Origin of the sequence: Catenulispora sp. GAS73 (assembly GCF_041262085.1) — a bacterium.
In the GTDB taxonomy this organism is placed as follows: domain Bacteria; phylum Actinomycetota; class Actinomycetes; order Streptomycetales; family Catenulisporaceae; genus Catenulispora.
In genome coordinates, this window is record NZ_JBGCCM010000007.1 from 187,388 (window position 1) to 210,713 (window position 23,326).

The window sequence follows — 23,326 nt, forward strand, 5'->3', positions numbered from 1 at the left end:
CCGGCCGGGCGGCGGGGTGTGCGAGGGCCGAAGCGACGCCGCCTCAGCCCTTCGCAGCGAACCGCGACGCGATCTTCGCGCCGAGGCCGGTGACCCACTGCTTGTCGGCCTGCGTGAAGGAAGACGCGCCCTCCGGGCTGTTGACGTCGACCTGGATCACGACGTCGCCGAAGCGGACGAACACGTTCCACGTCTTGCTCGGCAGCCCGGGAATGTTCTCGACGAAGCCGCCGTCCCCGATCCCGCTCGGCAGTGAGGCCACGGTCGTGGTCCCGCATCCGGTCTCCGCCTGCTTGCGGAGGTCGGCGAGCTTCTGGGCCCCGGTCCCGGACTTCACCGTCAGCCGGAGGACGTCGGCCCGGACGTTCAACCCGCTGGGCGTCGGACCGGCGAAGGTGTAGTCCGGCACGGTCGAGCCGACCAGATCCGACTGGTCGCTCGCGCACGCGTCGGTCACCAGCGTGGACGGCCGGTTGGGCGTGCCCGTCAGGTCGAGACGCCACCCCGCACCGAAGTCAGCCACCTGAAGCAGCGTCGGCGGCACCGTGACGGCGGCAGCCGCCTTCAGGCCGGGGGCGAGGCCGCCGCCGGACAGCACGCCCGTCAGGTCCCGCACGGTGATCGGCGACGGCGAGAGCACCGTGTCCGGGTTCGGCCCCACGCCGTTCGCGCCGTCCTTGATCGAGTAGTTCAGCCAAAGGGTCTCCACCGTCCCGGCACCGCCGGGGAACTGCCGCATCACGAAGATCGCCGTGAGCTTGCCGAACGACTTCGTCGTGCTCGCCAGGACCGACCCGTCCCCGAGCTGGCGGTGGTCGCACGCACCCCAAGCCACCCGGTCCGGACCGTCGAGGTTGGAGGGGTCCGCGTTGAGATTCGACCAGGTCTCCCCCAGCACGCCCGCGGCCCCGCAGCCGGGCATCGCCGGCTGGAACTTCGCCTCGTCGCCGTCCAGGAACCGCGTGAGCAGGTTGCCGCTCGGCGAGACCGGAAGCCCGGCCGAGCCGCCCCGCGCGGTCGGCTTGCCGTTCGGCGTCCAGGAGGAGTTGATCTGGAGGGTGGCGATGTTGTCGCCGCTCGCGTCACCGAACGGCACGGCCTTGGCCGGGGTTCCCTGGTTGGGCATCGGGACGATGTGCGAGGACGTCGGGTCCAGCCCCGCCAGCAGGACCCCCATGTCCGACACCGCCGGTTCGGGCACATCGATGGACGTCGGCGCGACGCCGTTGCCGAGACTCATGTCTTTGACCTCCGCGGGCAGGAAGGCGACCCGGTCCAGGACCGTCCCGTCCGACAGGGTCGGCGGCGCCGACGGCTTGGTCGGGGAGGTCGCCGGTGACGTCGTCGGCGGCGCCGTCGTCGACCGTCCGCCGCCGCCCGGCGCGGCCAGGCTCACCGCGATCGTCGCCGCCACCGCGACCACGGCGAGCGATCCGCTCCCGGCCCCGACGGTCCGCAGCCGCCGCCGGCGGTCGCCGCCGCCGATCATGGCCTGCGCGTCGGCGTACCAGATCGGCTCCTCCTCTCCCCGCGTCGTGTCGAACACTTCCCGCATCCACTCGCCGTCTTCGGTCATGACTGCTCCTTCTTCGCCGTGAGGAGTTCCTCGCCGCCGGGGCGAGCGGGGTCGGGCAGGATCGAGCGCATCGCCGCCAGACCGCGTGCGGTCTGGCTCTTGACGGTGCCGGTCGAGACGCCGAGCAGCCGGGCCGTGGCCTGGATGTCCTGGTCGTCGAAGAAGCGCAGGACGAGGACCGCGCGCTGCCCGGGCGGCAGCCGGCGCAGCGCCGCCACCACGACGTCCCGGTCGGACACCCTGGCCACCGCGCTGTCGTGGGCCGCGGCCGGGTCGGGCATGGCGTCCGACGAGGGCTGCTCGCGCCGCCAGTGCGCGCGCCGCTTCTCGTCGATGCAGGCGCGCAGCAGCGTGGTGCGCAGGTATGCGTCGACGCCCTGCTCCGAACGGACCCGCCCCCAGGCCGCGTGCAGCTTGATGAAGGCGATCTGCACCAGGTCCTCCGCCTGGGTCCAGTCCCCGCACATCAGGTACGCCATCCGCCGCAGCGCCAGTGATCTGGCCGCCACCAGTTTCGTGAACTCACCGTCATCAGGTCTGCGCATCGATCTCCTCCCCCGACTCCTCGGTATCGCCTCGCTATACGAGGACGGTGCCCGGAAAGGTTGTCATCCGGCTCGGTTCTCGCCATCAGGAAGCGGACTCAGAGTCCTGCGAGACCTACCACCTGGCTCACATCGTCTCTAGTTCATGACAGCCCATGGTTCCGGTCCGCACGTCCCGCGTCCCGGAGCCGTGGCGATGATCTGGAGGAAACGCTTGTGCTAGCACGCATCCGCCGTGTCTCGACGCTTTCGGCGGCCATCGCATTGGCTGTGGTCACCGTGGACGGCGCCGCCACGGCCACCACGGCCAGCACGGCCGCCACGTCTGCGGCCCGGCCACTCGCCGCCGCCACCACCGCCACCGCACCGCAGATCAGCACCCTGCCGAACGGCGACCGGGTTGTCATCATCGGTTCCGGCCAGGGCTCTACCGTCGCGGTGATGGCCCCCGACGGCAGCAACGTCCCCGCCGTCCGCTACGCCCCGAACGCGCAGCATTCCTACGTCATCCCCGAGTCCGTCCTGGCCGCGCCGGCCCAGTTCGTCGCGTCGCAATACGAGGTCCCGGCGCTGAGTACGTCAAACAAGCCTGCGGTGATCCCGCACTTCCCGATGGGGATCGTGCAGATCAACGGCACAGGCATGGACGGCGAAGCCGCCGCCGGCATCACCTTCCTCACCGACGTCGACGACTCCAACCGCTGGAGCAACCCGATCCCGTTGACCAACGGCGTGGCCCGGGTCGCGGTGCCGACCGGCCACTACTCGGCCACCACGCTGTTCACCGAGACCGATCCGAAGACGAACATCCCCACGCTGCGCCAGGTGGTCCAGCTCGACATCACCGTCGCCGGAGGCGGCGTGAGCACCGTGACCGCCGACGAGCGAGCCGCGACCTCCCAAGTGACGGCCACGACGCCGCGCCCGGCGGTGCACGACAACGGAATCCTGCTGGACAACCGCACCGACCTCAACGGGCAGACCAGTGTCCTGATGACCCCGGCCGTCGGGCCCACGTACACGAACGCGACCGCGCCGGCGCAGGTCGGCGGTTTCACGTACCAGGTGCTGGGCTGGGGAGCCTCCAGCCCGGCCGGGACCGTGGACCTCTACCTCTACGACGTGATGTTCCCGGCGTCCGACCACATCGCCGCGAACCAGAGCTACCGGATCGACGCCTCGACACTCGGCACGATCCACAACTCGTTCGACAACGACCCCGGCTTCACGTCCCACAAGGGCGTGTACCTGACCGGATCGGTCTTTCCCAGGGGCACGGGGATCGGCCGCGTCTACCCCGTCACGGTCCCGGGAACCCTCACCACGTACTACGGCCCGCCGGCCGGCGGCGCGGAGTACGTCCGGGACGTCATCCCCGACGCGCCGGCCGCCGGCATCGCACCGCCGATGATCGATCTGCAGACGTTCAACCCGGCCTACACCGGTCCGACCGAGTCCTGGCGGACCTGGGGCCACGGCCCCCTGACCCCGCAGGCCGGGCGCTATCAGGGTGACGCGCCGTGCCGTTCCTGCGCCGACGGCAGCGTCGTGGACCTGGGGATGGACGCGCTTCAGGACAGCAATCCGGACACCGTCGGCGGGCCGGTGGGCCCGGAGAACAGTACGTTCACCATCTACCGCGACGGTGTCCAGATCGCCTCGCAGAGCGGCTACCCCTGGACCGAACTCACCGGCCAGTCCCAGCAGCCCGGCACCTACCGCCTGGTGTTCGACCAGGACCTCAGCCAGCTCCCGCTCGCGCAGTCCACGGCGACGCACACCGACATCACCGTGCCCTACACCCCGACGCCGGACCCGGCGTGGACCTTCCCAGTCGCCGACATCTGCTACGCCCAAGGCGCCAGCACCACGCCGTGCTCGATCCTGCCGGTACTGAACCTGAACTACCAGCTGGCCACGGACGCCTCGAACACCAGCCACGGCCCGGTGGCGGCGCTGCTGCTGACGGTCGGCCACCAGTCCTACGGCACGGCCGGCGCGAACGCCGCGATCACGGCCGAGACCATTTCAGTGTCCTCCGACAAGGGTGCGACCTGGACCCCGGTCTCGGTGATCCCGGCCGGCCCGAACCACTTCGTCGCGTTGTGGAAGAACGGCGCCAAGGGCGGCACGCCCTGGCTGAAGGTGACCGCCACCGACGTACTCGGCGGATCCATCACGCAGACCGTCGCCAACGCCTACACCATCGGCTGAGGGGAATCAGAACCATGAGTCGATTCGCCAATCGCAGGGTGCTGAGCACGTTCGCGGCCGGCATTCTGACCGTCAATGTGATCGCGGTGGCCGTGGCACCGGCCGACGCCGCCACACCCTCCTACGCCGCCGCCACCGCCACCGCTGCCACCACCACGAGTAACGTGAAGGACGTGTGCGGCACACCGAAGCCCGGTTTCGACCGCTGCTTCGCCGAGATCCGCACCGACGTCCACGAGCCCGCCCACATCAGCCGCGCAACCGGCACCGCCGGCAAGCCCGCCACGGCGGCAGCCGCTCCGGTCGGTTTCGGACCGGCGGACCTGCACTCCGCGTACAACCTGCCGATGACCGGCGGGGCGAACCAGACTGTTGCGATCGTCGATGCCGGGGACGACCCACAGGCCGAGGCGGACCTCGCCGTCTACCGCTCCACCTACGGCCTACCGGCCTGCACCACCGCCAACGGCTGCTTCCACAAGGTCAACGAGCGCGGCGCGGCCTCCCCGCTGCCGGCCGACCAGAACTGGGGCGTGGAGATCGCCCTGGACCTGGACATGGTCTCGGCGGCGTGTCCGCAGTGCGAGATCTTGCTGGTGGAAACCGACCAGGCCAGCGGCGTGGACCTGGGCACGTCGGTGAACACCGCGGTCAAGCTCGGCGCCACCGAGGTCTCCAACAGCTACGGCGCCACCGAGTCCAGCGACACGCCCGCCGACGCCGCGTACTACTCACATCCCGGCGTCGCGATCACCGCCTCCTCCGGCGACCGCGGCTACGGCATCCCGAACGAGCCGGCCGTGTTCTCCTCCGTCATCTCGGTCGGCGGCACCTCGCTGACCAAGGCCGCGAACACCCGCGGCTGGTCCGAGACGGCGTGGAACGGCGCCGCCAGCGGCTGCTCGGCCTGGGTCGACAAGCCCGCCTGGCAGACCGACCCCAACTGCCCCGGCCGCATGGTCGCCGACGTCTCCGCCGACGCCGACCCGAACACCGGCCCGGCGGTGTACCTCACCGACTACGGCGCGCCCGGCTGGATCGTCGTCGGCGGCACCAGCGCCTCCTCGCCGTTCATCGCCGGCGTCATAGCCCTGGCCGGCAACCCCGCCAAGTACCCGAACGCCTCGACGCTCTACGCACCGTCCGCACAAGCGGGCCTGAACGACGTCGTCGGCGGCTCGAACGCCCCGAGCACGGTGTGCGGCGGCGACTACCAGTGCAACGCAGTTGTCGGATACGACGGGCCGACGGGGATGGGCTCGCCGAACGGGCTCTCCGCGTTCTAGTCGTGGGCCGGTGCCCTGTCACCAGGGCACCGGCCCGGCGTCGTCGAAGAATCCGCCGGTCGGTCCGTCGTCGGACAGGGTCGCGAGGCGAATCGCGATCGCCGCGCCCTGGTGCGGAGTGCGGACGCCTTGGAAGCCGTTGAGGTCGGTGGCGGTGAAGCCGGGGCAGCCGGCGTTGATCAGGATGTCGGTGTCGCTCAGTTCCTTGGCGTATTGGACGGTGACGGCGTTGAGGAAGGTCTTGGACGCCAAGTACGCGGCGGGAACCGGGCCCAGGTCGATGCCGGGCGTGGTCTGCAGGGTGAGCGAGCCGACGCTGCTGGACATGTTCACGATCCGGGGCGAGGCCGAGCCGCGCAGCATGGGCAGCATCGCGTTGGTGACGCGGACGACCCCGATCACGTTGGTCTCCACGACGTCTCGGACGGTCGCGGGATCGACCGTGGTGGGCGTCTGCGGAAAGCCGCCGGTGATCGCGGCGTTGTTGACCAGGACGTCGAGCCCGCCGACGCGGTCGGCGACCAGCCCGGCCGCGGCGGCCACGCTCGCGTCGTCCGCCACGTCGAGCGGAACACCGAACGCGTCGGTCCCGGCCGCGCGCAGCTTCTCCACCGCGGTGTCGCGGCGCTGTTGATCCCGCGCGCCGACGCCGATTCGCCAGCCGAGGGCGCCCAGGCCCGCCGCGATCTCGTATCCGATTCCCTTGTTCGCACCTGTCACCAGCGCGATTGTCTGTCCACTCATGGCATCGATCGTGGTGCGGACCCGGGTGGGACGTCCAAGACCGGCTGGGTGGGCGGCGATACCGCACGGATATCGGCGGTGGTGAGCGCCGGATACGATGACGCGGTGGAGACGCGAGAGCTGCGATACTTCGTCGCCGTCGCGGAGGAGCTGCACTTCGGGCGGGCGGCGCAGCGGCTCGCCATGGCGCAACCGCCGCTGTCGCGGGCGATCCAGCAACTTGAGCGGCGGCTCGGAGTGGTTCTGCTGCACCGCACCGCTCGCGCGGTCGCCTTGACCGAGGCCGGATCGGTGCTGCTGCGGGAGGCCCGGGCCGCGCTCGACGCGGTCGAAGCCGCCGAGCGCCGCACCCGCCGCGCGGCTGCCGAACAGCCCGGTGTGGTGCTGGCCACGAAAGCCGGAGCGTCCAGCGAACTGTTGTCGAAGCTGCTGGACGCCTACGCCGCCGAGCCCGGCGCGGTCGCCGTCGAGGTGACGCTGTGCGGGCCCGGCGAGCAGGAGCGGCGGCTGCGCGACGGGCGCGCCGACGTCGCCCTGCTCCAGCGGCCCTTCGACACCACGGCCGGACTCGACACCGAGGACCTGCACACCGAACAGCAGGTCCTGGTCCTGCCCGCGGGGCACCCCCTGGCCGACCGACCCCAGCTGTCGATGGCGGAGATCAGCACCCTGACAGACCCACCCCTGCCACGCTGGCCCCGACAGGGCGGCGGCTATCCGGACGGACCCGGCCCTCAGGTACGCGACCACACCCAACTGTTCCAGCTGATCGCTCTCGGACGAGCCTGCGCGGTCGTGCCCGAGTCGCTCCGGGCCCACCTGCGCGACGATCACGCGACGGTGCCGGTGCCGGACGCGCCGGCCGTCACGACCGTCATCGCCTGGCCACCGCACAGCAGATCGAAAGCCGTCGCCGACCTGGTCCGCACCGCGACCCGCCTCTAGCTTCTTCCATCCTGAGACGCCGGCGAACTCGCGTCATGAATCAGAACACGCGGCTCTCCCCCGCCGTCGGCGGGCACGGCCCAGACGTCCCAGTCACCGCCGGACTGACGCGGCCGGCCGTACATGACCGTCTGGTCGTCGAGCCAGGCCGCCTGATCGTCGACGCTGTGCTCCTCCGCCAGCGGCGTCTCCCGCATGGTCCGCAGGTCGAGGACGTACAGGCGCCAGGGCCGGTTCGCGCTGGCGTTGACGCGCTTCTTGAACACGATGCGCGTGCCGTCGGGTGACAAGGAGGGGCATTCGACGTTCTCCCGCAACGTCCGCGCGGTCCAGGCACGAAAGTCGCCCTGGACGAGGTAGGTGCGGCCCCCGGTCCGCACCGTGGCGTAGAAGGTGTTGTCGTCGGCGGCGAAGGTGACGCCCCAGTAGTTCACGTCCGCCGCGTGGTACGGCTTACCGTCGAGCGTGAGGGGAATGCTCTCGACGTTGTCGATGAGCCGACCGGTCCTGGTGTCCAGGATGGACGTCCGAGTGGAGAAGTCGTCGGCCAGGTAGGAATCACCCTGGACGAAGGTCGTCCAGGACACCATCGTGCCGCTGGCCGAAACCCGCGCGCGGTTGGGAAAACCGGCGGTCTTGACCTGGCGAACCTGATGCAGCGAGTGGTCCAGGACGCTGGCATAGGTGGCGGGCAGCGCACCTCCGCGCCGCAAACAGATCGCGGTGCCGTGCGCGGCATAGAAGCGATCGCACAGGGTGCTGCTGACGGTCGGCACGGCGTCCGGACGGGCAGCCGGCACAGACGCCACGTGGCCGAAGTCGGGCCCCGGCGCGGTGTCGCGGAAGAGGATCGTCCCGGCCGCCCCAGCCTTCCCAGCCCGCCCAGCCGTCCCGAGATCGATGCTGCCGGTCGGGGAATCACCGGCGGCGGCACCATGGGCGTTCACCACGTACCCGGTGATCGCAGTGGCCGCCAACAGCCCGGAGACCGTCAGTATCAGTACTCGTACACGCGTGTTCATGTATTGCTTTCCTTCGCCAACGGGAGGATCCACAGGGCCGCGAGGATCGCGGCGGCCAAAGAGACCACGGCCAGCGCGATGGCCGCGTGCAGGCCCCATCGGTCCCAGGCCGCGCCGAAGAGCACCGAGGACGCCAGCAGCGCCACCGACTGGCCGGTCTGGATCAGGGCCATGCCGCTCGCCCGCAGATGCGCGGGCAGCATCGGCCCGACTGCGGCCATCAGGACGCCGTCGGTGGCGGCGTAGAACACGCCGTGCAGCACGAGGGTGGGCAGCAGCAACACCACGCCGCCCACGGGACCGAACAACATCAGGTAGGCGCACAGCAGGGCGGCATAACCGCCGACGAACACCCGGATCCTCCCGACCCGATCGGCGAGCTGCCCGAACGGGACGGCGAGCAGCAAGTACGAGGCCGTGGTGCCGAGCGGCAGCAGCGGGAAGTACTCGGCCGAGATATCAAGGCGCTGTTGCAGGAGCAGGTACACGAAGGAGTCGCTGAGCGCCACGGCGCCCAACAGCAGGGCGGCGACGCAGACCCGGCGGAATCGCGGCAGCAGCAGAAGCCGAAGCGCGGCGCCCACAGAAACCGGGTTCTCCCGGTCGACGGCCTCCGTCCGGTCACGGACCAGCACGGCCAGCATCACAACGCCGAACGCCGCGATGCCGAAGCTGGCGACGAAGACGGTGTCGTAGCGCTCCGGGTTCGCCAGCAGCAGGCCGAACGCGACGACCGGCCCCAGGAACGCCCCGACGGTGTCCAGCGCACGATGCACGCCGAACGAACGGCCGAGGGTCTCCGGTGTGCTGCTCAAAGAGATCAGCGCGTCCCGAGGCCCGGTACGCAGCCCTTTCCCGGTGCGGTCGGCGGCGATGACGACGCCGAGCGCCGACACCGAGGAACCGGCGGTCAGCAGGCCCAGTTTGCACAGTGCGGACAACGCGTAGCCGCTGCCCGCCACGAGCTTACGGCGCTGCCACCGGTCGGCCGCGTGCCCGCCGGCCAGCCGCACCAGCGCGGTGACGCCGAAGTACAGACCGTTGAGCGCGCCGAACTGGAGCGGGCTCAGGCCCAGGGTGAAGATCACATACATCGGCAGCACCGCCGTGATCATCTCCGAGGAGATGTCGGTGACCAGGCTGACCGAGCCCAACGCCAGGACGTTGGGGGCCACGGCCGCGCGGGGGCGGGCCGGTGCGGAATCTTCAGACGCCGCGGAGCCGACCGCGATCGCCGAGTTCTCTGAGATCTGTGAAGAGATCTGCGAAGCGGCTACATCGGTGGGATTCACGCGCGCCGACGAGATGTACATGTCCGTCCTCTCAGACTGACTGCGCGAGCGGGGGCTTCCGGTGGGCACGCCTCAGCGATGTGCCCACCGGAAGCGGTAGGAGGGCGAGCCGGCGTCAGTCGGCGAGGTGGTACGCGTCGCCGTCGGTCTGCCACGTCAGGGGCGCGTTCAGGTTCAGATTGCCCTTAGCGAGGAAGACCTGCTGTTCGGTGTCGATGCGGCTGGTGTCCTCACGCGCGGCCGAGGCGTGCATCGCGGCCTTGCGAGCGCCGAGGAAGGCGTTGATGTACGTCGCCTCGTCACCGCCCTGCGCAGGCGTGCGGGCCTGCTTCAGGGCCGCGGCGCGGATCGCGGTGAAGCCGGCCGGATCCGTCCGGGAGCCGTTCGCGATCATCGCGTCGAAGTAGGCGAACTGCCCCAGCGCGTGCAGGCCGTCCGCCTTGGCCTGGGCGACCGCGGGGTTGAAGTAGAGGCGGTCCGTCTCGTCGGTCTGGGCACGCTGGAACGCCGGGTCCAAGGCGGCGGTGTGCCAGGCGGAGGTGAAGTCCGGGTCCAGCCCGAGGTGCGAGCTGCTGCCGTTGACCGCGCGCAGCGCCGGCAGGTACGCGGCGAGCACGTTGTGCGGGACCCGCTGGGTGTAGAGGTTCACCAGGTCGAGCAGCGTGCCGTTGGCGGAGCTGAATCCGGCGGTTCCGGCGGTGTAGCCGCGGCCGTCGCTGATGTCCTCGATGGACGCGTACTGCGATTTCCAGTCCAGCGAAGAGTTCTGCGCGCTGGAGACCAGTTCCATCGCGGCTTCCTTCTTACGCGGATCGGTCAGGTCGCTCGCTACTGGCGCGTTCGCCGGCGGAGCGGCCTGAGCAGCCTGAACAGCCGGGGCCGCCACGGCCGACGCCGGGCCGTAGACGCCGAACTCGTAGAGCGAGTAGCCGTAGGAGGTGCCGCGTTTGGTGCCGTACATGCGGACGTAGCGGCCGTGGCCGTTGACGGTCAGGTCCTCGGTTCCGCCGTGGCCGGTGGTCGTGGAGAAGACGGTCGTCCAGGTTTTGTCGTCGTCGGAGGTCTGGATCGTGTAGGCCTTGCCGTACGCGGCCTCCCAGCTCAGCTTGACCCGGTTGATCGCCGTGTCCGCTCCCAGATCGACGGAGATCCACTGCGGATCCGAGCCTTCCTTGCTGGCCCACCTCGTCGTCAGCTTGCCGTCGAAGGCGTTGGCCGCTCCCAGCGACGAGCTCTCCATGGAGGACGCGGTGGCCGACCGGTTCACCGCGAGGTCCGTGCCGCCGCCAGGCGGCGAGGTCGGCGAAGTCGGGGACGTCGGCGGGGGTCCACCCTGATCCCAGATGCCGGAGATATCGCCGGCCGTGGCCGCGCTGCCCAGCGCCGGCAGGCCGTAGACGTCCTCCATGGTGCGCAGCAGCGAGTAGTGGTTGTAGCGGGTGCCGCTGCTGGCGCCCAGCGTGACGTGGGCGCCGACGATCACGGTGGCGATCTGGTTGTCGGAGTCGTCGCCGTCGTTCTCGTCCCAGGTCACGATCAGCAGGCTGTTGTGCGCCTTGGCCCACTGCGCGTAGCCGTCGAGGTGGTCGCGCAGCCAGGTGTCGCCGGCCTGGACCGTGCCGTCGTGCATGTCGTCGTCGAGGTTCGGCGTCACGAACGACACGGTGGGCAGCCGGCTGAAGTCCGTCGGGAAGCGGCTGAAGCGCAGGTTCGAGCTCGCCGGGATGTCGGCGAAGTCGACCCAGCCGTTGTGCTTGCGGGCGTAGCCACCGCTTCCGTCGTCGCCGCAGTCCTTCGAGCCGTCCGCGGGCAGGCTCTCGGAGTAGCCGACGAAGCTGTGACCGCTGGTCAGCAGCTGGTTGCCGAGGTTGTCGGCGCTGAAGTTATAGGGACAGTCGTCGGAGTTGACCCCGTGCAGCGAGCCGGAGAACAAGGCCACGTAGTTGCCCTGACTCGGATGCGTCGTGCCGTGGAAGTTCGTGAACGACGCGCCCTGCGTGATCAGGGAGTTGATGTACGGCGCGGAGCTGCTGCCGACGATGTCGTCGTAATACTTGTTCTCCTCGGTGACCAGCACGATGTGGTCGTACACGGGCAGACCCGCGGCCGAGGTCGAGAACGAGGAGGACGAGGACGCCGGGGACGACCCCGCGGCAGCGGTCGACGCCACGCCGAGCGCGACGAGCGCGAAGGCCGCGCCGGCGGCCACAAGCGCGCGGCGCTTCTTCGTGGCCAAGAGGGGTTCCGCAGTCAGCGGTGGACGTGTGCGCCCGGGACGCACAAAGGGGTGCCGAGATCGCATGTCAGTCTCCTTGAGGGACGCTGCCCTCGATGCGATGGGGGAACGGCAGCGCCCAGCACATCGCCACAGGCGCTTTCCGCAACGAGAAGACGGCATGGGGCCGCAGGCAGCCGGGTCAGATTCCCTCTGAGCGTGTCCGGTTCGGAACTTTCACGCCAAGCCGCTGATATGAATACCTACATGCGCCGATACGCGCTTGTCAAGAAGGTTTACCAGAAGTCGTCCTCCGAGGTCAGCCTACTGACTCAGTGGCGGACTCATCCCATCCGGGTGGTGAACTGGCTCAGGTCGAAGTAGTCGCGCCAGGCGTCGATCCTGCCGTCGGTCACCTCGAACGTCCCCATGACCGGCAGCTCGAACGATTTGCCGGGGAGCCTGAAGACGTCCACCCGTTCGGTCATCACGATCGGCCCGTTGGCCGCGATGTTGATGACGCGGAACTCGATGTGCTCGATGCCCGGCGCACCGGGGCGGATGAACGTGGCGATGGTTTGGGCGATGGCTTCCCGGCCGTGGACCGGTGCCAGGGGGATGTTGTGGTAGGTGGCGTCGTCGGTGAAGAACGCTGCCAGCTCGGCGGCGTCGGCGTTGTCCGACCACGCCGCGCAGAACCTACGCACCACCTCGATGGGGCTCTCCATCTGACTCCTCCTGCGGTCTGCGACTGCGGTCTGCGATCGAACGTGACAGCGTGCTGCGATAGCCGCGCTACGCGGCGAGGACGAGCTTTTCGTGTGCCGTGCCGGCTTCGAGCAGGGCGTGCGCCTGCGCGGCGTCCCGCATCGGCAGCAGCCGCTGCGCGCGCAGCCGGAGTCGTCCGGAAGCCAGGAGCGGCATGGTCAGCTCGACCGCGTCGGGGGCACGGTCCGGGGTCGGGGCGGACAGGGCCACGCCGAAGTCGGCCGCGTGCTCGTCCGCGAGGGTGATCACGCGCGCCGGGCCGCCCGCGAGTTCGACGGCGTCGCGCAGGCCGCCCCTGCCCGCGGCGTCGAAGACGGCGTCCACCTTGTCGACGTGTGCGCGCATCCGCTCCAGCAGCGCCGATCCGTAGCGGACCGGGATCGCGCCGAGTTCCTCGGCGAACCGCTCGTCGCTCGGGCCGGTGGCACTGAAGACCGTGAGGCCCTGGGACACGGCCAGCTGAGTGGCGATCACGCCGACCGACCCTCCGCCGCCGAGGACGAGCAGGGTCTCGCCGGAGGTGACGCCGAGCTGGCGCAGGACGCCGACAGCGGCTTCGGCCGAAGCCGGCAGCGCTGCGGCGTCGGCCCAGCTGACGGTGGCCGGTTTGGCGGTCCAGGCCGAGGCGAGGGCGTATTCGCCGTACCCGCCGAGCGCGGGCAGTTGGGCGGCGACCTCGTCACCCACCGACACGCCGGTCACGCCCGAGCCGAGGGCGTCGACGGTGCCGGCGGCCTCGAAGCCGAGCACGGCGGGCTCGGGCAACGGGAAGACTGCCCGGAGGTCGCCGCGGCGGATCTTCAGATCGGTCGGCCCGACCCCCGCCGCGTGGACCCGCATCCTGATCTGGCCCGGTCCGGGTTCCGGCAGGGCGACCTGCGACCACACGAGCGTCTCGGGCGATCCGTATCCGGTGAGCACTGCTGCGTACGGCATGGGTACCTCCTGCTCCTGGCGGCCCGCGCGAGAATGAGGCTGGCACGGCTCCACGTTGTGCTCAACAGAAAGCATAGGTGACATGTCACGCAATGCCAACCGCGGCGCGCCGGTGCCCGAGGGCGGGTGGCTCGACGGCGAGCAGCAACGGGCCTGGCTGGCGTACATCCGGGTGCAGCTGCGGCTGACCTACGAAATGAATCGCCAGCTGCAGTCCGACAGCGACCTGTCCCTGCCGGACTACGACGTCCTGACGGCCCTGAGCGTCGCCGACGGCGGCCTGATGCCGATCACGGTGCTGGCCGCGCAGATCGGCTGGGAGCGCAGCCGGGTCTCGCACCACGTGCGGCGGATGGCCGACCGGGACCTGGTGAGCTGCGGCCCGTCCGCGAACGACCGGCGCGTGACCGAGGTGAGCCTGACCCGGCACGGCCGCGAGGTGCTCGAAGCCGCGGCGGTGGGACACGTGGACCTCGTACGCCGCCTGTTCTTCGACGGCTTGCCGCGCGAGCTGGTCGGGCCGCTCAGCCAGGCGCTGGAGAGCGTCTACGCGAACATCATCGCGCACGGCACGCTGCCGGCGCCGGTGGACTGGCCGCCGCCACCCCAGGACGAGTGACCGGGCCGGTCACCCCAACCGGCCCGGCATCCCCTCCGCAGTCGGGAACTTCAAGCAAGAACGTCAGGCGAAGCGGGCCCGCAGCCACTCGGCCATCAGGTCGACCACCTCCGGAAGCTTCGAGGCGGCGCAGTGCCCGGTGCCCGGGATCAGGTGGACCTCGGTGTCCCGGCGGCCTTCGAACACGAGGGTGTCCGCCTGGACGACGTGCACGTCGTCGGCGCCGTTCACCACCAGCATCGGGCAGTTCTCGTCGCGGGACAGCAGGTCGGAGCGCTCGAAGGGCCCGACTGCCGCCATCAGCTCGTCCAGGGTCGGGATCGCCTCGAAGCCGAACGCGTTGCCGGCGATGTCGCGCATGCCGAACATGAGGTGCTCGAAGTTGGCCGGGGTGAACGAGCCGACCATCGGTCCGCCCAGGTCGATCGCGGCATCGACCACGCCGCGCAGCCCCGAGGCACCCGACAGGTTGGCGCCGAACGAGAACCCCGCGTGCGCGACACGGCCGTCGCCCAGCTCGCGGGCCACGGCGATGAGGCCGTCGATCACGTCCACGGCGTGCTCGTCCAGCCGGGCACGGGTCTCGCCGGTGCCCGGGTGGTCGAACGCCACCACCGTCACGTCCGCCGTCCGGGCGAACGCCACCGCCAGGACGTGCAGGTCCACCTTCCAGCTGTCCAGCCCGCCGCTGAGGATCACCACCGGCCGCGCGGCCGGATCCGCGGTCGCGGACAAGATGTGCACCGGCACCGGGGTCGTGCCGCCGAGATAGGGAATATCCAACACGCGGCGCTCGAAGGCGACGGGGAACGTCGGCGCGGCCTTCACGTACTGCTCGATCTGCCGGGTCAGGGCCTCCCGCTTCGCCTCGTCGGCCAGCGTCGGGAACCGCGCCACGCCATACGCCAGAGCGGACTGATAGTGCTCGCCGGCCTCGGCATAGCGGGCCGCCAGCGCGGAGAACTCGTACGTCCAGCCTCCCGGCCGATCGGACCAGACATCGGTGACCCGGCTCATCGCCTCGTCCAGATCGGCGGCGGGCAGACCCTGGTTGATGAACTGGGGACGCCGCTCGCCGTAGAGGGCGGCGGCGTCCACCGGGAATTCGTAGCTCATGCGGATCCCTACTCGGTGACTGGCGCCGGCCGGTATCGGAGGGCGCTCGCCACCAGGGTCGCGGCAGTCGATACCCACACGGTCCCGACTCGATACCCGTCGGATCAGCACCGCACCAACGGCAGCCCGACGTCCTGTTCGATGCCCATCGCCGCATAGTGCCCGGCGGCTTCCGCGCGATGCGCACGGGCCTCCGCGGTCCGGCCGAGACCGTCCTCGGCAGCGGCCATGCCGTGCAAGGACAACGCGACACCCCGGCGAAACTCCACCTCCACGGCGCGAGCGTGGGCGTCCCGGTGATCACGCAGCGCGGACTCGTACCGGCCCCGATCACACTCGGCGGCCCCGAGCATACTCAGCATCCTGATGGCCGCGAAGGGCTCGACGGGTCCGCGCAGACACTCGCGGGCGCGGCCGAACCACCGGCTCGCCTGCTGTTCGTCCCCGAGCAGGTGATGGATGCGCCCCAAAGACGTCATGACGATCGGCCGGTCCGCCTCCGCTCCGGTACGGTCCACGACCGCGTAGGCCTCGGCGAAGCGGTCCCGCGCCGTCTCCCAGCGGCCCAGCGCGATCTCGGCGTTGCCGATGTCGAGCAGGGCCAAGGGCATGTGGGGATGGGTCCCCAGGCCTTCGTAGATCCCCAGCGCCTCGACCGCGCTGGCCAGGCTGCCTTCGTGGTCACCGATCGCGTGCTGGGCCGAGGCGAGGTTGACCAGCGTCAGGACGGATGTCGCGGCGCTGTCGCAGCTGCGGAAGATCTGTACGGCCCGCGTCAGCATCCAGATGGCCTGCGGGTAGTCGCCGAGGGTGCTGACGAAACATCCGAGGGTGGACAGACGTTGGGCCAGGGCGACGGGCGTTCCCTCCTTCTCCGCCAGGGCGAGCGCTTCTTCGGCCAGAACCCGTCCGGCCCCGGTGAGCCCGACGGACCAGTAGGCGGCCGCCGTCTGGCTGAGTGCGGCGCACAGCAGTCCCGGATCGTCGGACCGGCGGATCACGGCCAGCAGGGACTCGCAGTGCCCGGCCCACGCGGCGCGCTCGGGGCGGCGGGTGAGCCGGTTGCGGCCGATCGCGGAGAACAAAGCCACCGCCTCGCGCCCCAGCCCGTACTCGCCGGCCTTCAGCGCCGTCGCCGTCGCATTGTCCTGTTCGAGCTCCAACCACGCTGACGCCGCTTCCCCACTCTCGAAGACCGGAGGCGGACCGTCGGCCGGCGTGCTGTCGAACGCGCAGCGCCCCGGAAACAACACGCCCACGGCGGCAGCCGCCCACCGCAAGTAGTGGTCGGTCAGCCTGCCGACGGCGCCGGCGTCGCGGTCTCCGTCCGGCGACGGTAGCGATCGCGCGAAGTCGCGCACCAGATCGTGGAAGACGTAGCGCCCGGCCACATGCTGCTCCAGCAGGTTCACGTCCAGGAGCGCCTCCAGGCACCGCTCGGCCTGGTGAACGGGTGTGCCGAGCAGCGCGGCGGCTGCCCGGGCGTCCAGATCGCGGCCGGGGAACAGGCCCAGCGAGCGGAACGACTCGCGGGCGTCGGCGTCCATCACCTCGTAGGACAGGCCGATGCTCGCCGCCACGCTCCGCTGACCCGAGGCGAGCTCCGACAGCCGGCCGGGACCGTGGCTCAGGCGGTCGGCGAGATAGCCCAGGTTCCACAGCGGCCGGTCGGCCAGTCGCCGGGCCGCGATCCGCAGGGCCAGGGGCAGCCGTCCGCACTGCTCGACCAGCGCGGCCAGCGCCTCCGGATCGGCGTCCGCACGGTCCCGGCCGACGACCCGCGCCACCAGATCCTTGCTGTCGTGCTCGGTCAGCGCACCGAGCGGCAGGACCCGGGCCCCGTCCACGGCGGCCAGCCGGACCCGGCTCGTGGCCAGGACGAGGCAGCCCGGCGAGGCCGGGAGCAGAGGCCGCAGCTGCTCGGCGCCCGCGGCGTTGTCCAACAGCAGCAGGATCCTGCGATCAGCCGTGGTGATCCGCCACAGGGCGGTGCGGGCGGCCAGGTCGCCCGGGATGTCGGAGACCGGGACGGCCAGACCGCGCAGCAGGACGGCCAGCGAGCCGCCGACGTCGAGCGGCTCGCGGCCCGCGGTGAAGCCGCCGAGATCGAGGTAGAGCTGGCCGTCCGGGTACCGCTCGGCGAGGCGGTGCGCGGCGTGCACGGCCAAGGTGGTCTTCCCGGAGCCGCCCATCCCCTCGATCAGGACGATCCGCACGTGCGCGCCGTCCCGATGGTCTTGCGTCAGCTCGTGGAGTTCGGCGACCCGGCCCACGAAATCGGGAAGGTCGTACGGCAGCGAGCAGGGAGCGGAGCGACGAGGGTGGCCGGCGGAGACGTCGGGGGCGTTGCGGAGCATGTCCGTGTGAAGCCTGCGCAGCTCCGGACCCGGGTCCACGCCGAGCTCCTCGGCCAGGACCGAGCGGACGCGTTCGTACTCCTGGAGGGCTTCGACCTGCCGGCCTCCGCGATACAGCGCGGTCATCAGCTGCCCGCGCAGCCGCTCCCGCAGCGGGTGCAGGCCGACCAGCTGCCGCACCTCGCCGACGAGCTCGGACCCGGCGCCCAGCTCCAGCCGCGTCGCCAGCAGGTCCTCCACGGCGGTCAGCCGTTGTTCCTCCAAGCCCGCGGCCCACGCCTCGATCACAGTCCCCTGCGCGGGAATCGGCCCCCGCCACAGCCCCAGCGCCTCCCGCAGCAGCTCCGCGGCCTCCTTCGGACGCACAGTCCGCGCCCGATCGACGAGCGCGGCGAAGCAGCCGGCATCCACCTGCGCGTCCGCCGTCACCAGCTGATAGCCCGAGCCGACGGTCCGCAGCACCCCGGCGCCGTCAGGAATCCGACGACGCAGCGCGGCGATCATCTTCCGGATCTGATGGACAGCCGTGGCGGGCGGACGTTCGTCCCAGACCTCACGAACGAGGTCAGGCATCGGCACAGGCCTCCCGGCCGCCGAGACCAGAAGGACGACAAGCCGCTCCTGCGTCGGCCCGCCCAACGGCACCGGCACCCCGTCCCACCGGCATTCGAGCGCCCCGAGTACCCCGAATGACAACCCTTGTCCGCCGAACATCGCAGGCCCCCTCCGTGATCACCGCAGCACGACGATACTGAGAGATGCCGACGGTGGAGGAGAACAGGAGACGGCGTCATGAAGTTGGTCGGACTGCTGGGTGGAATGAGCTGGGAATCGACGCTCACCTACTACCAGGGCCTCAATCGCGGGGTCCGCGAGCGCCTGGGTGGTCTGCACTCGGCACGGTGTCTGGTCGCTTCCGTCGACTTCGCTGAAGTGGAGCGGATGCAGGAGCGCGGGGCCTGGGACGAAGCAGGCGCCTACCTCGCATCCTGGGCTCGGCGCTTGGAAGCCGGCGGGGCCGAGTGCCTGGTGCTGTGCACCAACACCATGCATCGCGTCATCGACGACATCAGCGCGGCGGTCACCATCCCGATCCTGCACATCGCCGAGGGCACCGCCGACGCGTTGCTGGCGGACGACGTCCGCACGGTCGGGCTGTTGGGCACCCGCTACACCATGGAGCAGGACTTCTACCGCTCGATCCTGGAACGTCGGGGCCTGACCGTGGTCACGCCCGATGAGCCCGGCCGCACCCTCGTACACAACGTCATCTATGACGAGCTGTGCCTGGGCAAAGTCCTCGACCACTCACGACAGGCCTACATCGAGGTGGTCGAGTCGCTGAAACAGAACGGCGCGCAAGCCGTCATCCTCGGCTGCACCGAAATCGGACTGCTCCTCGACCAGGAAACCAGTCCACTGCCGGTGTATGACACGACCCTGCTCCACATCGAGGCAGCGCTGGACTGGGCCCTGAAACCCGCATAACCCGAAGCCGCCTCCGGCCGATGTCTCCACCGGCCGGAGGCGACGCGTTTCACCCCATCCGAACAGCCCGAAGCTGGTCCAGCAATCGCTCGCGTATCACAGTGCCGGCTTCGGTCCCGAGCGCGTGCAAGGCGGCACCGGCCACCGGCGGCTCGGTCACGACCCGCAACTCGGCTTTCGACCGCTGCGCGAACCCCTCGCTGATCCGTCCCAGGAGGTAGGGATCTGCGGCGCCGAGGACGCCGCCGCCGAGAATGACCGGTGTCGGTGTCTGCTCCAGACCCAGCCGGCGCAGCGCGGCCAGTCCCAGGGCGCAGACCTCGCCGGCCTGGCGGTCCACAACGGATCGCGCGACCGGATCGCCGGTCAGCGCGAACAGCGCCGGGGTCAGCGTCCGCAGTTCGCCCTCGGCGAGTTCCCCGGTGTGGATCGCCAAGGTCACGTCCAGTGCCGTCCGCAGCCCGAAGTGGCCGGCGACCGCCGCGGTCAGGGCCGTCCGTGGGCCGCGGCCGTCTTCGCCGCGTACCGCGTGCCACAGCATCTCGGTGCCGATGTCCTGGCCGCCGCCCCAGTCCCCGGACAGCGCGCCGAGCGCCGGGAACCGCGCCACCGAACCGTCGGGCCCGATGCCGACGCAGTTGATCCCGGTACCGCAGACCACTGCGACGCCGGTACCGTTCGGCGACCCAGCGTGCAGCAGGGCGAAGGTGTCGTTGGCGACGTGGACGCGCCGGGCCCAGCCCCGCTCGACGAAAGCCGCCTGAAGCGCCTCCTCCTCCTGGGGAAGATCTGCGCCGGCCACGAACGCGGACAGCGCGTCGATGCGCCCGGCTTGACCGACTTGACCGACTTGCCCGGCCGCCGCCGTCACCTGCGCGACCACCGTTTCGAGAGCGTCGAGCGCCGCTCGGACTCCAGTGACCTGGGGCCGGAAGGGACCGCTGCGGGCCCGGGCGTGGATCGTTCCCGCGAGGTCGCCGAGGACGACGTCGGTCTTGCTGTTGCCGCCGTCCACGGCGAGAAAGAGCTCGTTCACGACGCGGCCCAGGGCAGATACCGCCGGTTCACCGCGATGAGCTCGGCGGCCAGCTTCTGCGCCGGCTCGGTCTGCCCGATCAACGGATGCGCGATCAGGGCGTCCTCGACCCGACCGGCGCCGCCGTGTATGGCAGCCTGAAGCGCGAGCTCTTCATACGCCGCGACGTGAGCAATCAGTCCCGCCTGTAGCGGCGCGACCGGTGCCGCAGGCAGCGGGTGCACGCCAGTGGCGTCGACGCGGCAGGGCACCTCGATGACCGCATCGGCAGACAGGAACGGCAGGGTATCGCCGTTGCGCACGTTGGCGACCTGGACGGTGCCGCCGTCGCCGCCGCCCTCACCTTCGCCAAGAAGCCCGGCGACCAGCGCAATCGCGGCCTCGGAATAGTAGGCGCCGCCACGCTTCGCCAACAGCGGCGGCTTCACATCCAGCCCCGGATCCGCGTACATCGCCAACAACTCCCGCTCCAACTCAGCCACCTGCTCGGCCCGCGACTGCTGGGCCAGCTGCTCGGCGACCACGGCGTCGTGCGCGTAGAAGAACCGCAGGTAGTACGACGGAATCACACCGTGCCGCCGCATCACCTCGACCGGGATCTGCACGCGCGCGGCCAGCGCCTCGCTGTGCTCGGCGAAGATCTGCGGCAGTACGTCCACACCGTTGATCCGCACGCCGCGCTCCCACGTCAGGTGGTTGAGTCCGACGTGGTCGAGCTGGACCTGTTCGGGATCGACGTCGAAGTACTCGCCGAACAGGTGCTGGAAGCCCTTGGCGACATTGCACAGCCCGACCGCCTTGTGTCCGGCGTCCAGCAGCGCCCGGGTCACGATGCCGACCGGGTTGGTGAAGTCCACGATCCAGGCCTCGGGGGCGCGCTTCCGGATCCGGTCGGCGATGTCGAGGACCACCGGCACGGTGCGCAGCGCCTTGGCCAGCCCCCCGGCACCGGTGGTCTCCTGCCCGACGCACCCGCACATCAGCGGCACCGTCTCGTCGGTGTGCCGGGCGGCCTGACCGCCGACGCGCAGCTGGAGCAGCACCGCGGCCGCGCCGTCCAGGTGCTCGTCCAGATCGGTCCCGGTGACCAGCCGGCCGGGATGCCCCTGCTTGGCCAGGATCCGCGCCGAGACCCCGGCGACCAGGCCGAGGCGTTCGGCGTCGGGATCGATGAGAACCAGTTCGTCCACGGCCAGGGTGTCGCGCAGCCGGGCGAACCCGTCGACGAGTTCGGGGGTGTAGGTGGATCCGCCACCGACGACGACGATTTTCAACCCTTGACTCCTGTCAGTGTGACGCCTTCGATGAAGGCTTTCTGGGCGAAGAAGAACACGATGATCACCGGCGCCATGGCGATGACGGTCGCGGCCATGGTGAGGTTCCACTGGACGGCGTGCGCGGTCTTGAAACCGGCCAGCCCGACCGCGAGCGTCCAGTGGTCCGGGTTCTCGCCGGTGTAGATGAGCGGTCCGTAGTAGTCGTTCCAGGCGTTGAAGAACGCGAACAGGCCGACCGCGACGACCGCGGGACGCATCATCGGCAGGACCACGCGCAGCAGGACGCGCACTTCGCTGCATCCGTCGACGCGTGCCGCGTTCAGGTAGTCCTCCGGGATCGTCAGCAGGAACTGCCGCAGCAGGAAGATGGAGAACGCGTCCCCGAACGCACAGGGGATGACCAGCGGCCAGATCGTGCCGGTCAGGTGCAGGCGGGCCCACATGATGTACATCGGGACGACCAGCACCTGCGGCGGCAGCATCATCATCGTGATCACGGCGAGGAAGACGCCGTTGCGGGCCCGGAAGCGGAACCGCGCGAGCGCGTAGGCGACGGGGATGCTGGAGACCAGCGTGCAGGCGGTCACCAGTCCGGCGTAGACGACGGTGTTGGTGAGCCAGGTGGCGGTCGGGGCCTGGGAGAACACCTTGGTGTAGTTGGACCACTGCCAGTGCCTCGGCCACAGGTCGGAGGTCAGGGACTGCTGGTCGGTCATCACCGAGGTGAGCAGGATGAAGACGACGGGTCCGAGGAAGGCGACGGCCAGCCCGACCGCGATGGCGTGTTCGGCGATCCAGATCAGGACGCGACGGCGCCGGGACCGGCCGCGCGCGGCGCGATGGGGCGACGTCGCTGCCCGGGCGGACCTGTCGCGCGCTGTGGGCGCCAGGGTGGTCACTTCGCTGCCTCCTCGATGTCGAAGCCGGAACCCCGGCGCAGCAGGACCACGGTGAACGCCATCGCCACCGCGAACATCACGACGGCCAGGGCGCAGGCGTAGCCCATGTGGAACTGGTTGAACCCGGCGACGTAGATCTGCTGGGAGAAGGTGAGCGTCGATCCGCCGGGGAACCCCGGCGAGGCCTGGATGTTCCCGTTGGCGGTCTGCGAGGCCACCATCGCCTGGGTGAAGTACTGCAAGGTGGCGATGACCGCGGTCACGGTCGCGAACAGCAGCACCGGCGAGATCGACGGCAGCGTCACGAAGCGGAACCGTTTCAGCGGCCCGGCGCCGTCGAGGTGCGCGGCCTCGTAGAGCTCGGCGGGCACGTCGAGCAGCGCGGCCAGGAAGATGACCATCATCGTCCCGCTCCCCCACAACGTGAGCAACGTCAGGGCGGGCTTGGACCAGGTCGGCGAGTCGAACCACAGCGGCCCGTGCACGCCGAGCAGACCCAGGGCCCTGTTCACCGGCCCGGTGGAGGGGTTGAACAGGCACACGAAGGCGACGGTCGCGGCGACCGGCGGCGCGAGAGCCGGCAGGTAGAACACGGTCCGGAAGACGCCCGCGCCGGCCTTGAGCCGGGCGGTCACCATGGCCACGCCGAGCGCGAACAAGACCTGCGTCGGGACCATGACCGCCATCAGCCAGCCGGTGTTGCGGACCGCCTGCCAGATCAGCGGGTCGTCGTGGAGCAGGTAGCGGTAGTTGCGCAAGCCCACGAAGTGCGGGGTGGAGATCATGTCGGAGTTCGTGAACGACAGCCAGAAGGTCATGACCAGCGGGTAGGCCAGGAAGACCCCGAAGCCGACGATCCACGGGGACAGGAACAGCAGGACCCGGATCCGCCGGCGCCGATGCTGGGCGCGCAGGGCCGGCGGGACGGGGAAGGACGGGGCGGGCCGCCGTCGGAACGTCCGGGCGGACAGTATCGGTGTGCTCATGATGG

Annotated in this window: 19 protein-coding genes; 5 read left to right on the forward strand and 14 right to left on the reverse strand. The window is 70.3% G+C overall.

The window, feature by feature from the left end; genetic code table 11:
* Window positions 1-43: 43 nt before the first annotated feature.
* Window positions 44-1,576, reverse strand: coding sequence for a hypothetical protein (locus tag ABH935_RS12825; RefSeq protein WP_370378076.1), 1,533 nt, complete (start codon window positions 1,574-1,576; stop codon window positions 44-46).
* A complete protein-coding gene (locus tag ABH935_RS12830; RefSeq protein WP_370378077.1) occupies window positions 1,573-2,121 on the reverse strand; it encodes a SigE family RNA polymerase sigma factor in 549 nt (182 codons plus the stop codon). The genes ABH935_RS12825 and ABH935_RS12830 overlap by 4 nt, the downstream gene beginning before the upstream one ends.
* Before the next feature lie 216 nt (window positions 2,122-2,337).
* Here ABH935_RS12830 and ABH935_RS12835 point away from each other — a divergent pair, with 216 nt between their 5' ends.
* Window positions 2,338-4,335, forward strand: coding sequence for a hypothetical protein (locus tag ABH935_RS12835; protein WP_370378078.1), 1,998 nt, complete (start codon window positions 2,338-2,340; stop codon window positions 4,333-4,335).
* 14 nt (window positions 4,336-4,349) lie between these two features.
* A complete protein-coding gene (locus ABH935_RS12840; protein ID WP_370378079.1) occupies window positions 4,350-5,621 on the forward strand; it encodes a peptidase S8 in 1,272 nt (423 codons plus the stop codon).
* Window positions 5,622-5,639: 18 nt separating this feature from the next.
* Here the strand turns inward: ABH935_RS12840 and ABH935_RS12845 are convergent, their stop codons facing one another.
* The gene (locus tag ABH935_RS12845) at window positions 5,640-6,365 is read right to left on the reverse strand and encodes an SDR family NAD(P)-dependent oxidoreductase (RefSeq protein WP_370378080.1); all 726 of its coding nucleotides are present in this window, start codon (window positions 6,363-6,365) and stop codon (window positions 5,640-5,642) included.
* A gap of 105 nt (window positions 6,366-6,470) precedes the next feature.
* Here ABH935_RS12845 and ABH935_RS12850 point away from each other — a divergent pair, with 105 nt between their 5' ends.
* Window positions 6,471-7,310 carry a LysR family transcriptional regulator gene (locus tag ABH935_RS12850; RefSeq protein WP_370378081.1) on the forward strand — a complete coding sequence of 280 codons (840 nt, stop codon included), beginning with the start codon at window positions 6,471-6,473 and terminating at the stop codon, window positions 7,308-7,310.
* On the opposite strand, the gene ABH935_RS12855 is transcribed toward ABH935_RS12850, so the two are convergent.
* The 5 genes from ABH935_RS12855 to ABH935_RS12875 all read right to left on the reverse strand — a co-directional run bounded on the left by ABH935_RS12855 (window position 7,307) and on the right by ABH935_RS12875 (window position 13,543).
* Window positions 7,307-8,332 carry a TolB family protein gene (locus tag ABH935_RS12855; RefSeq protein WP_370378082.1) on the reverse strand — a complete coding sequence of 342 codons (1,026 nt, stop codon included), beginning with the start codon at window positions 8,330-8,332 and terminating at the stop codon, window positions 7,307-7,309. The two genes, ABH935_RS12850 and ABH935_RS12855, sit on opposite strands and share 4 nt — an antisense overlap.
* Entirely contained in the window at window positions 8,329-9,645 is a 1,317-nt protein-coding gene (locus ABH935_RS12860) for an MFS transporter (protein WP_370378083.1), read from the reverse strand. The genes ABH935_RS12855 and ABH935_RS12860 overlap by 4 nt, the downstream gene beginning before the upstream one ends.
* 94 nt (window positions 9,646-9,739) lie before the next feature.
* A complete protein-coding gene (locus ABH935_RS12865) occupies window positions 9,740-11,860 on the reverse strand; it encodes a chitosanase (RefSeq protein ID WP_370378084.1) in 2,121 nt (706 codons plus the stop codon).
* Window positions 11,861-12,183: 323 nt separating this feature from the next.
* The gene (locus ABH935_RS12870; RefSeq protein ID WP_370378085.1) at window positions 12,184-12,567 is read right to left on the reverse strand and encodes a limonene-1,2-epoxide hydrolase family protein; all 384 of its coding nucleotides are present in this window, start codon (window positions 12,565-12,567) and stop codon (window positions 12,184-12,186) included.
* Between the two features lie 67 nt (window positions 12,568-12,634).
* On the reverse strand, window positions 12,635-13,543 hold the full coding sequence (locus ABH935_RS12875; protein ID WP_370378086.1) for an alcohol dehydrogenase catalytic domain-containing protein: 909 nt from the start codon (window positions 13,541-13,543) through the stop codon (window positions 12,635-12,637).
* Window positions 13,544-13,625: 82 nt separating this feature from the next.
* Between ABH935_RS12875 and ABH935_RS12880 the strand changes: the two genes are divergently transcribed.
* Window positions 13,626-14,162 carry a MarR family winged helix-turn-helix transcriptional regulator gene (locus ABH935_RS12880; protein ID WP_370378087.1) on the forward strand — a complete coding sequence of 179 codons (537 nt, stop codon included), beginning with the start codon at window positions 13,626-13,628 and terminating at the stop codon, window positions 14,160-14,162.
* A 63-nt stretch (window positions 14,163-14,225) separates the two neighbouring features.
* Here the strand turns inward: ABH935_RS12880 and ABH935_RS12885 are convergent, their stop codons facing one another.
* Both ABH935_RS12885 and ABH935_RS12890 read right to left on the reverse strand, forming a co-directional pair.
* The gene (locus tag ABH935_RS12885) at window positions 14,226-15,278 is read right to left on the reverse strand and encodes an alpha/beta fold hydrolase (RefSeq protein ID WP_370378088.1); all 1,053 of its coding nucleotides are present in this window, start codon (window positions 15,276-15,278) and stop codon (window positions 14,226-14,228) included.
* Window positions 15,279-15,382: 104 nt separating this feature from the next.
* Entirely contained in the window at window positions 15,383-18,208 is a 2,826-nt protein-coding gene (locus ABH935_RS12890; protein ID WP_370378089.1) for a BTAD domain-containing putative transcriptional regulator, read from the reverse strand.
* A gap of 219 nt (window positions 18,209-18,427) precedes the next feature.
* Here ABH935_RS12890 and ABH935_RS12895 point away from each other — a divergent pair, with 219 nt between their 5' ends.
* Window positions 18,428-19,123 (forward strand): aspartate/glutamate racemase family protein, encoded by a 696-nt coding sequence (locus tag ABH935_RS12895; protein ID WP_370378090.1) that lies wholly within the window; start codon window positions 18,428-18,430, stop codon window positions 19,121-19,123.
* 49 nt (window positions 19,124-19,172) lie between these two features.
* Here the strand turns inward: ABH935_RS12895 and ABH935_RS12900 are convergent, their stop codons facing one another.
* The 4 genes from ABH935_RS12900 to ABH935_RS12915 are packed head-to-tail and all read right to left on the reverse strand — an operon-like array spanning window position 19,173 to window position 23,321.
* Window positions 19,173-20,159: an N-acetylglucosamine kinase gene (locus ABH935_RS12900; RefSeq protein ID WP_370378091.1), complete on the reverse strand. Its 987-nt coding sequence runs from the start codon at window positions 20,157-20,159 to the stop codon at window positions 19,173-19,175.
* Window positions 20,156-21,433 (reverse strand): 6-phospho-beta-glucosidase, encoded by a 1,278-nt coding sequence (locus ABH935_RS12905; protein ID WP_370378092.1) that lies wholly within the window; start codon window positions 21,431-21,433, stop codon window positions 20,156-20,158. The genes ABH935_RS12900 and ABH935_RS12905 overlap by 4 nt, the downstream gene beginning before the upstream one ends.
* Window positions 21,430-22,335 carry a carbohydrate ABC transporter permease gene (locus ABH935_RS12910; protein ID WP_370378093.1) on the reverse strand — a complete coding sequence of 302 codons (906 nt, stop codon included), beginning with the start codon at window positions 22,333-22,335 and terminating at the stop codon, window positions 21,430-21,432. Before ABH935_RS12910 ends, ABH935_RS12905 begins: the two co-directional genes overlap by 4 nt.
* Window positions 22,332-23,321, reverse strand: a complete 990-nt coding sequence (locus ABH935_RS12915) for a carbohydrate ABC transporter permease (protein WP_370378094.1) — start codon at window positions 23,319-23,321, stop codon at window positions 22,332-22,334. The genes ABH935_RS12910 and ABH935_RS12915 overlap by 4 nt, the downstream gene beginning before the upstream one ends.
* Window positions 23,322-23,326 lie beyond the last annotated feature (5 nt).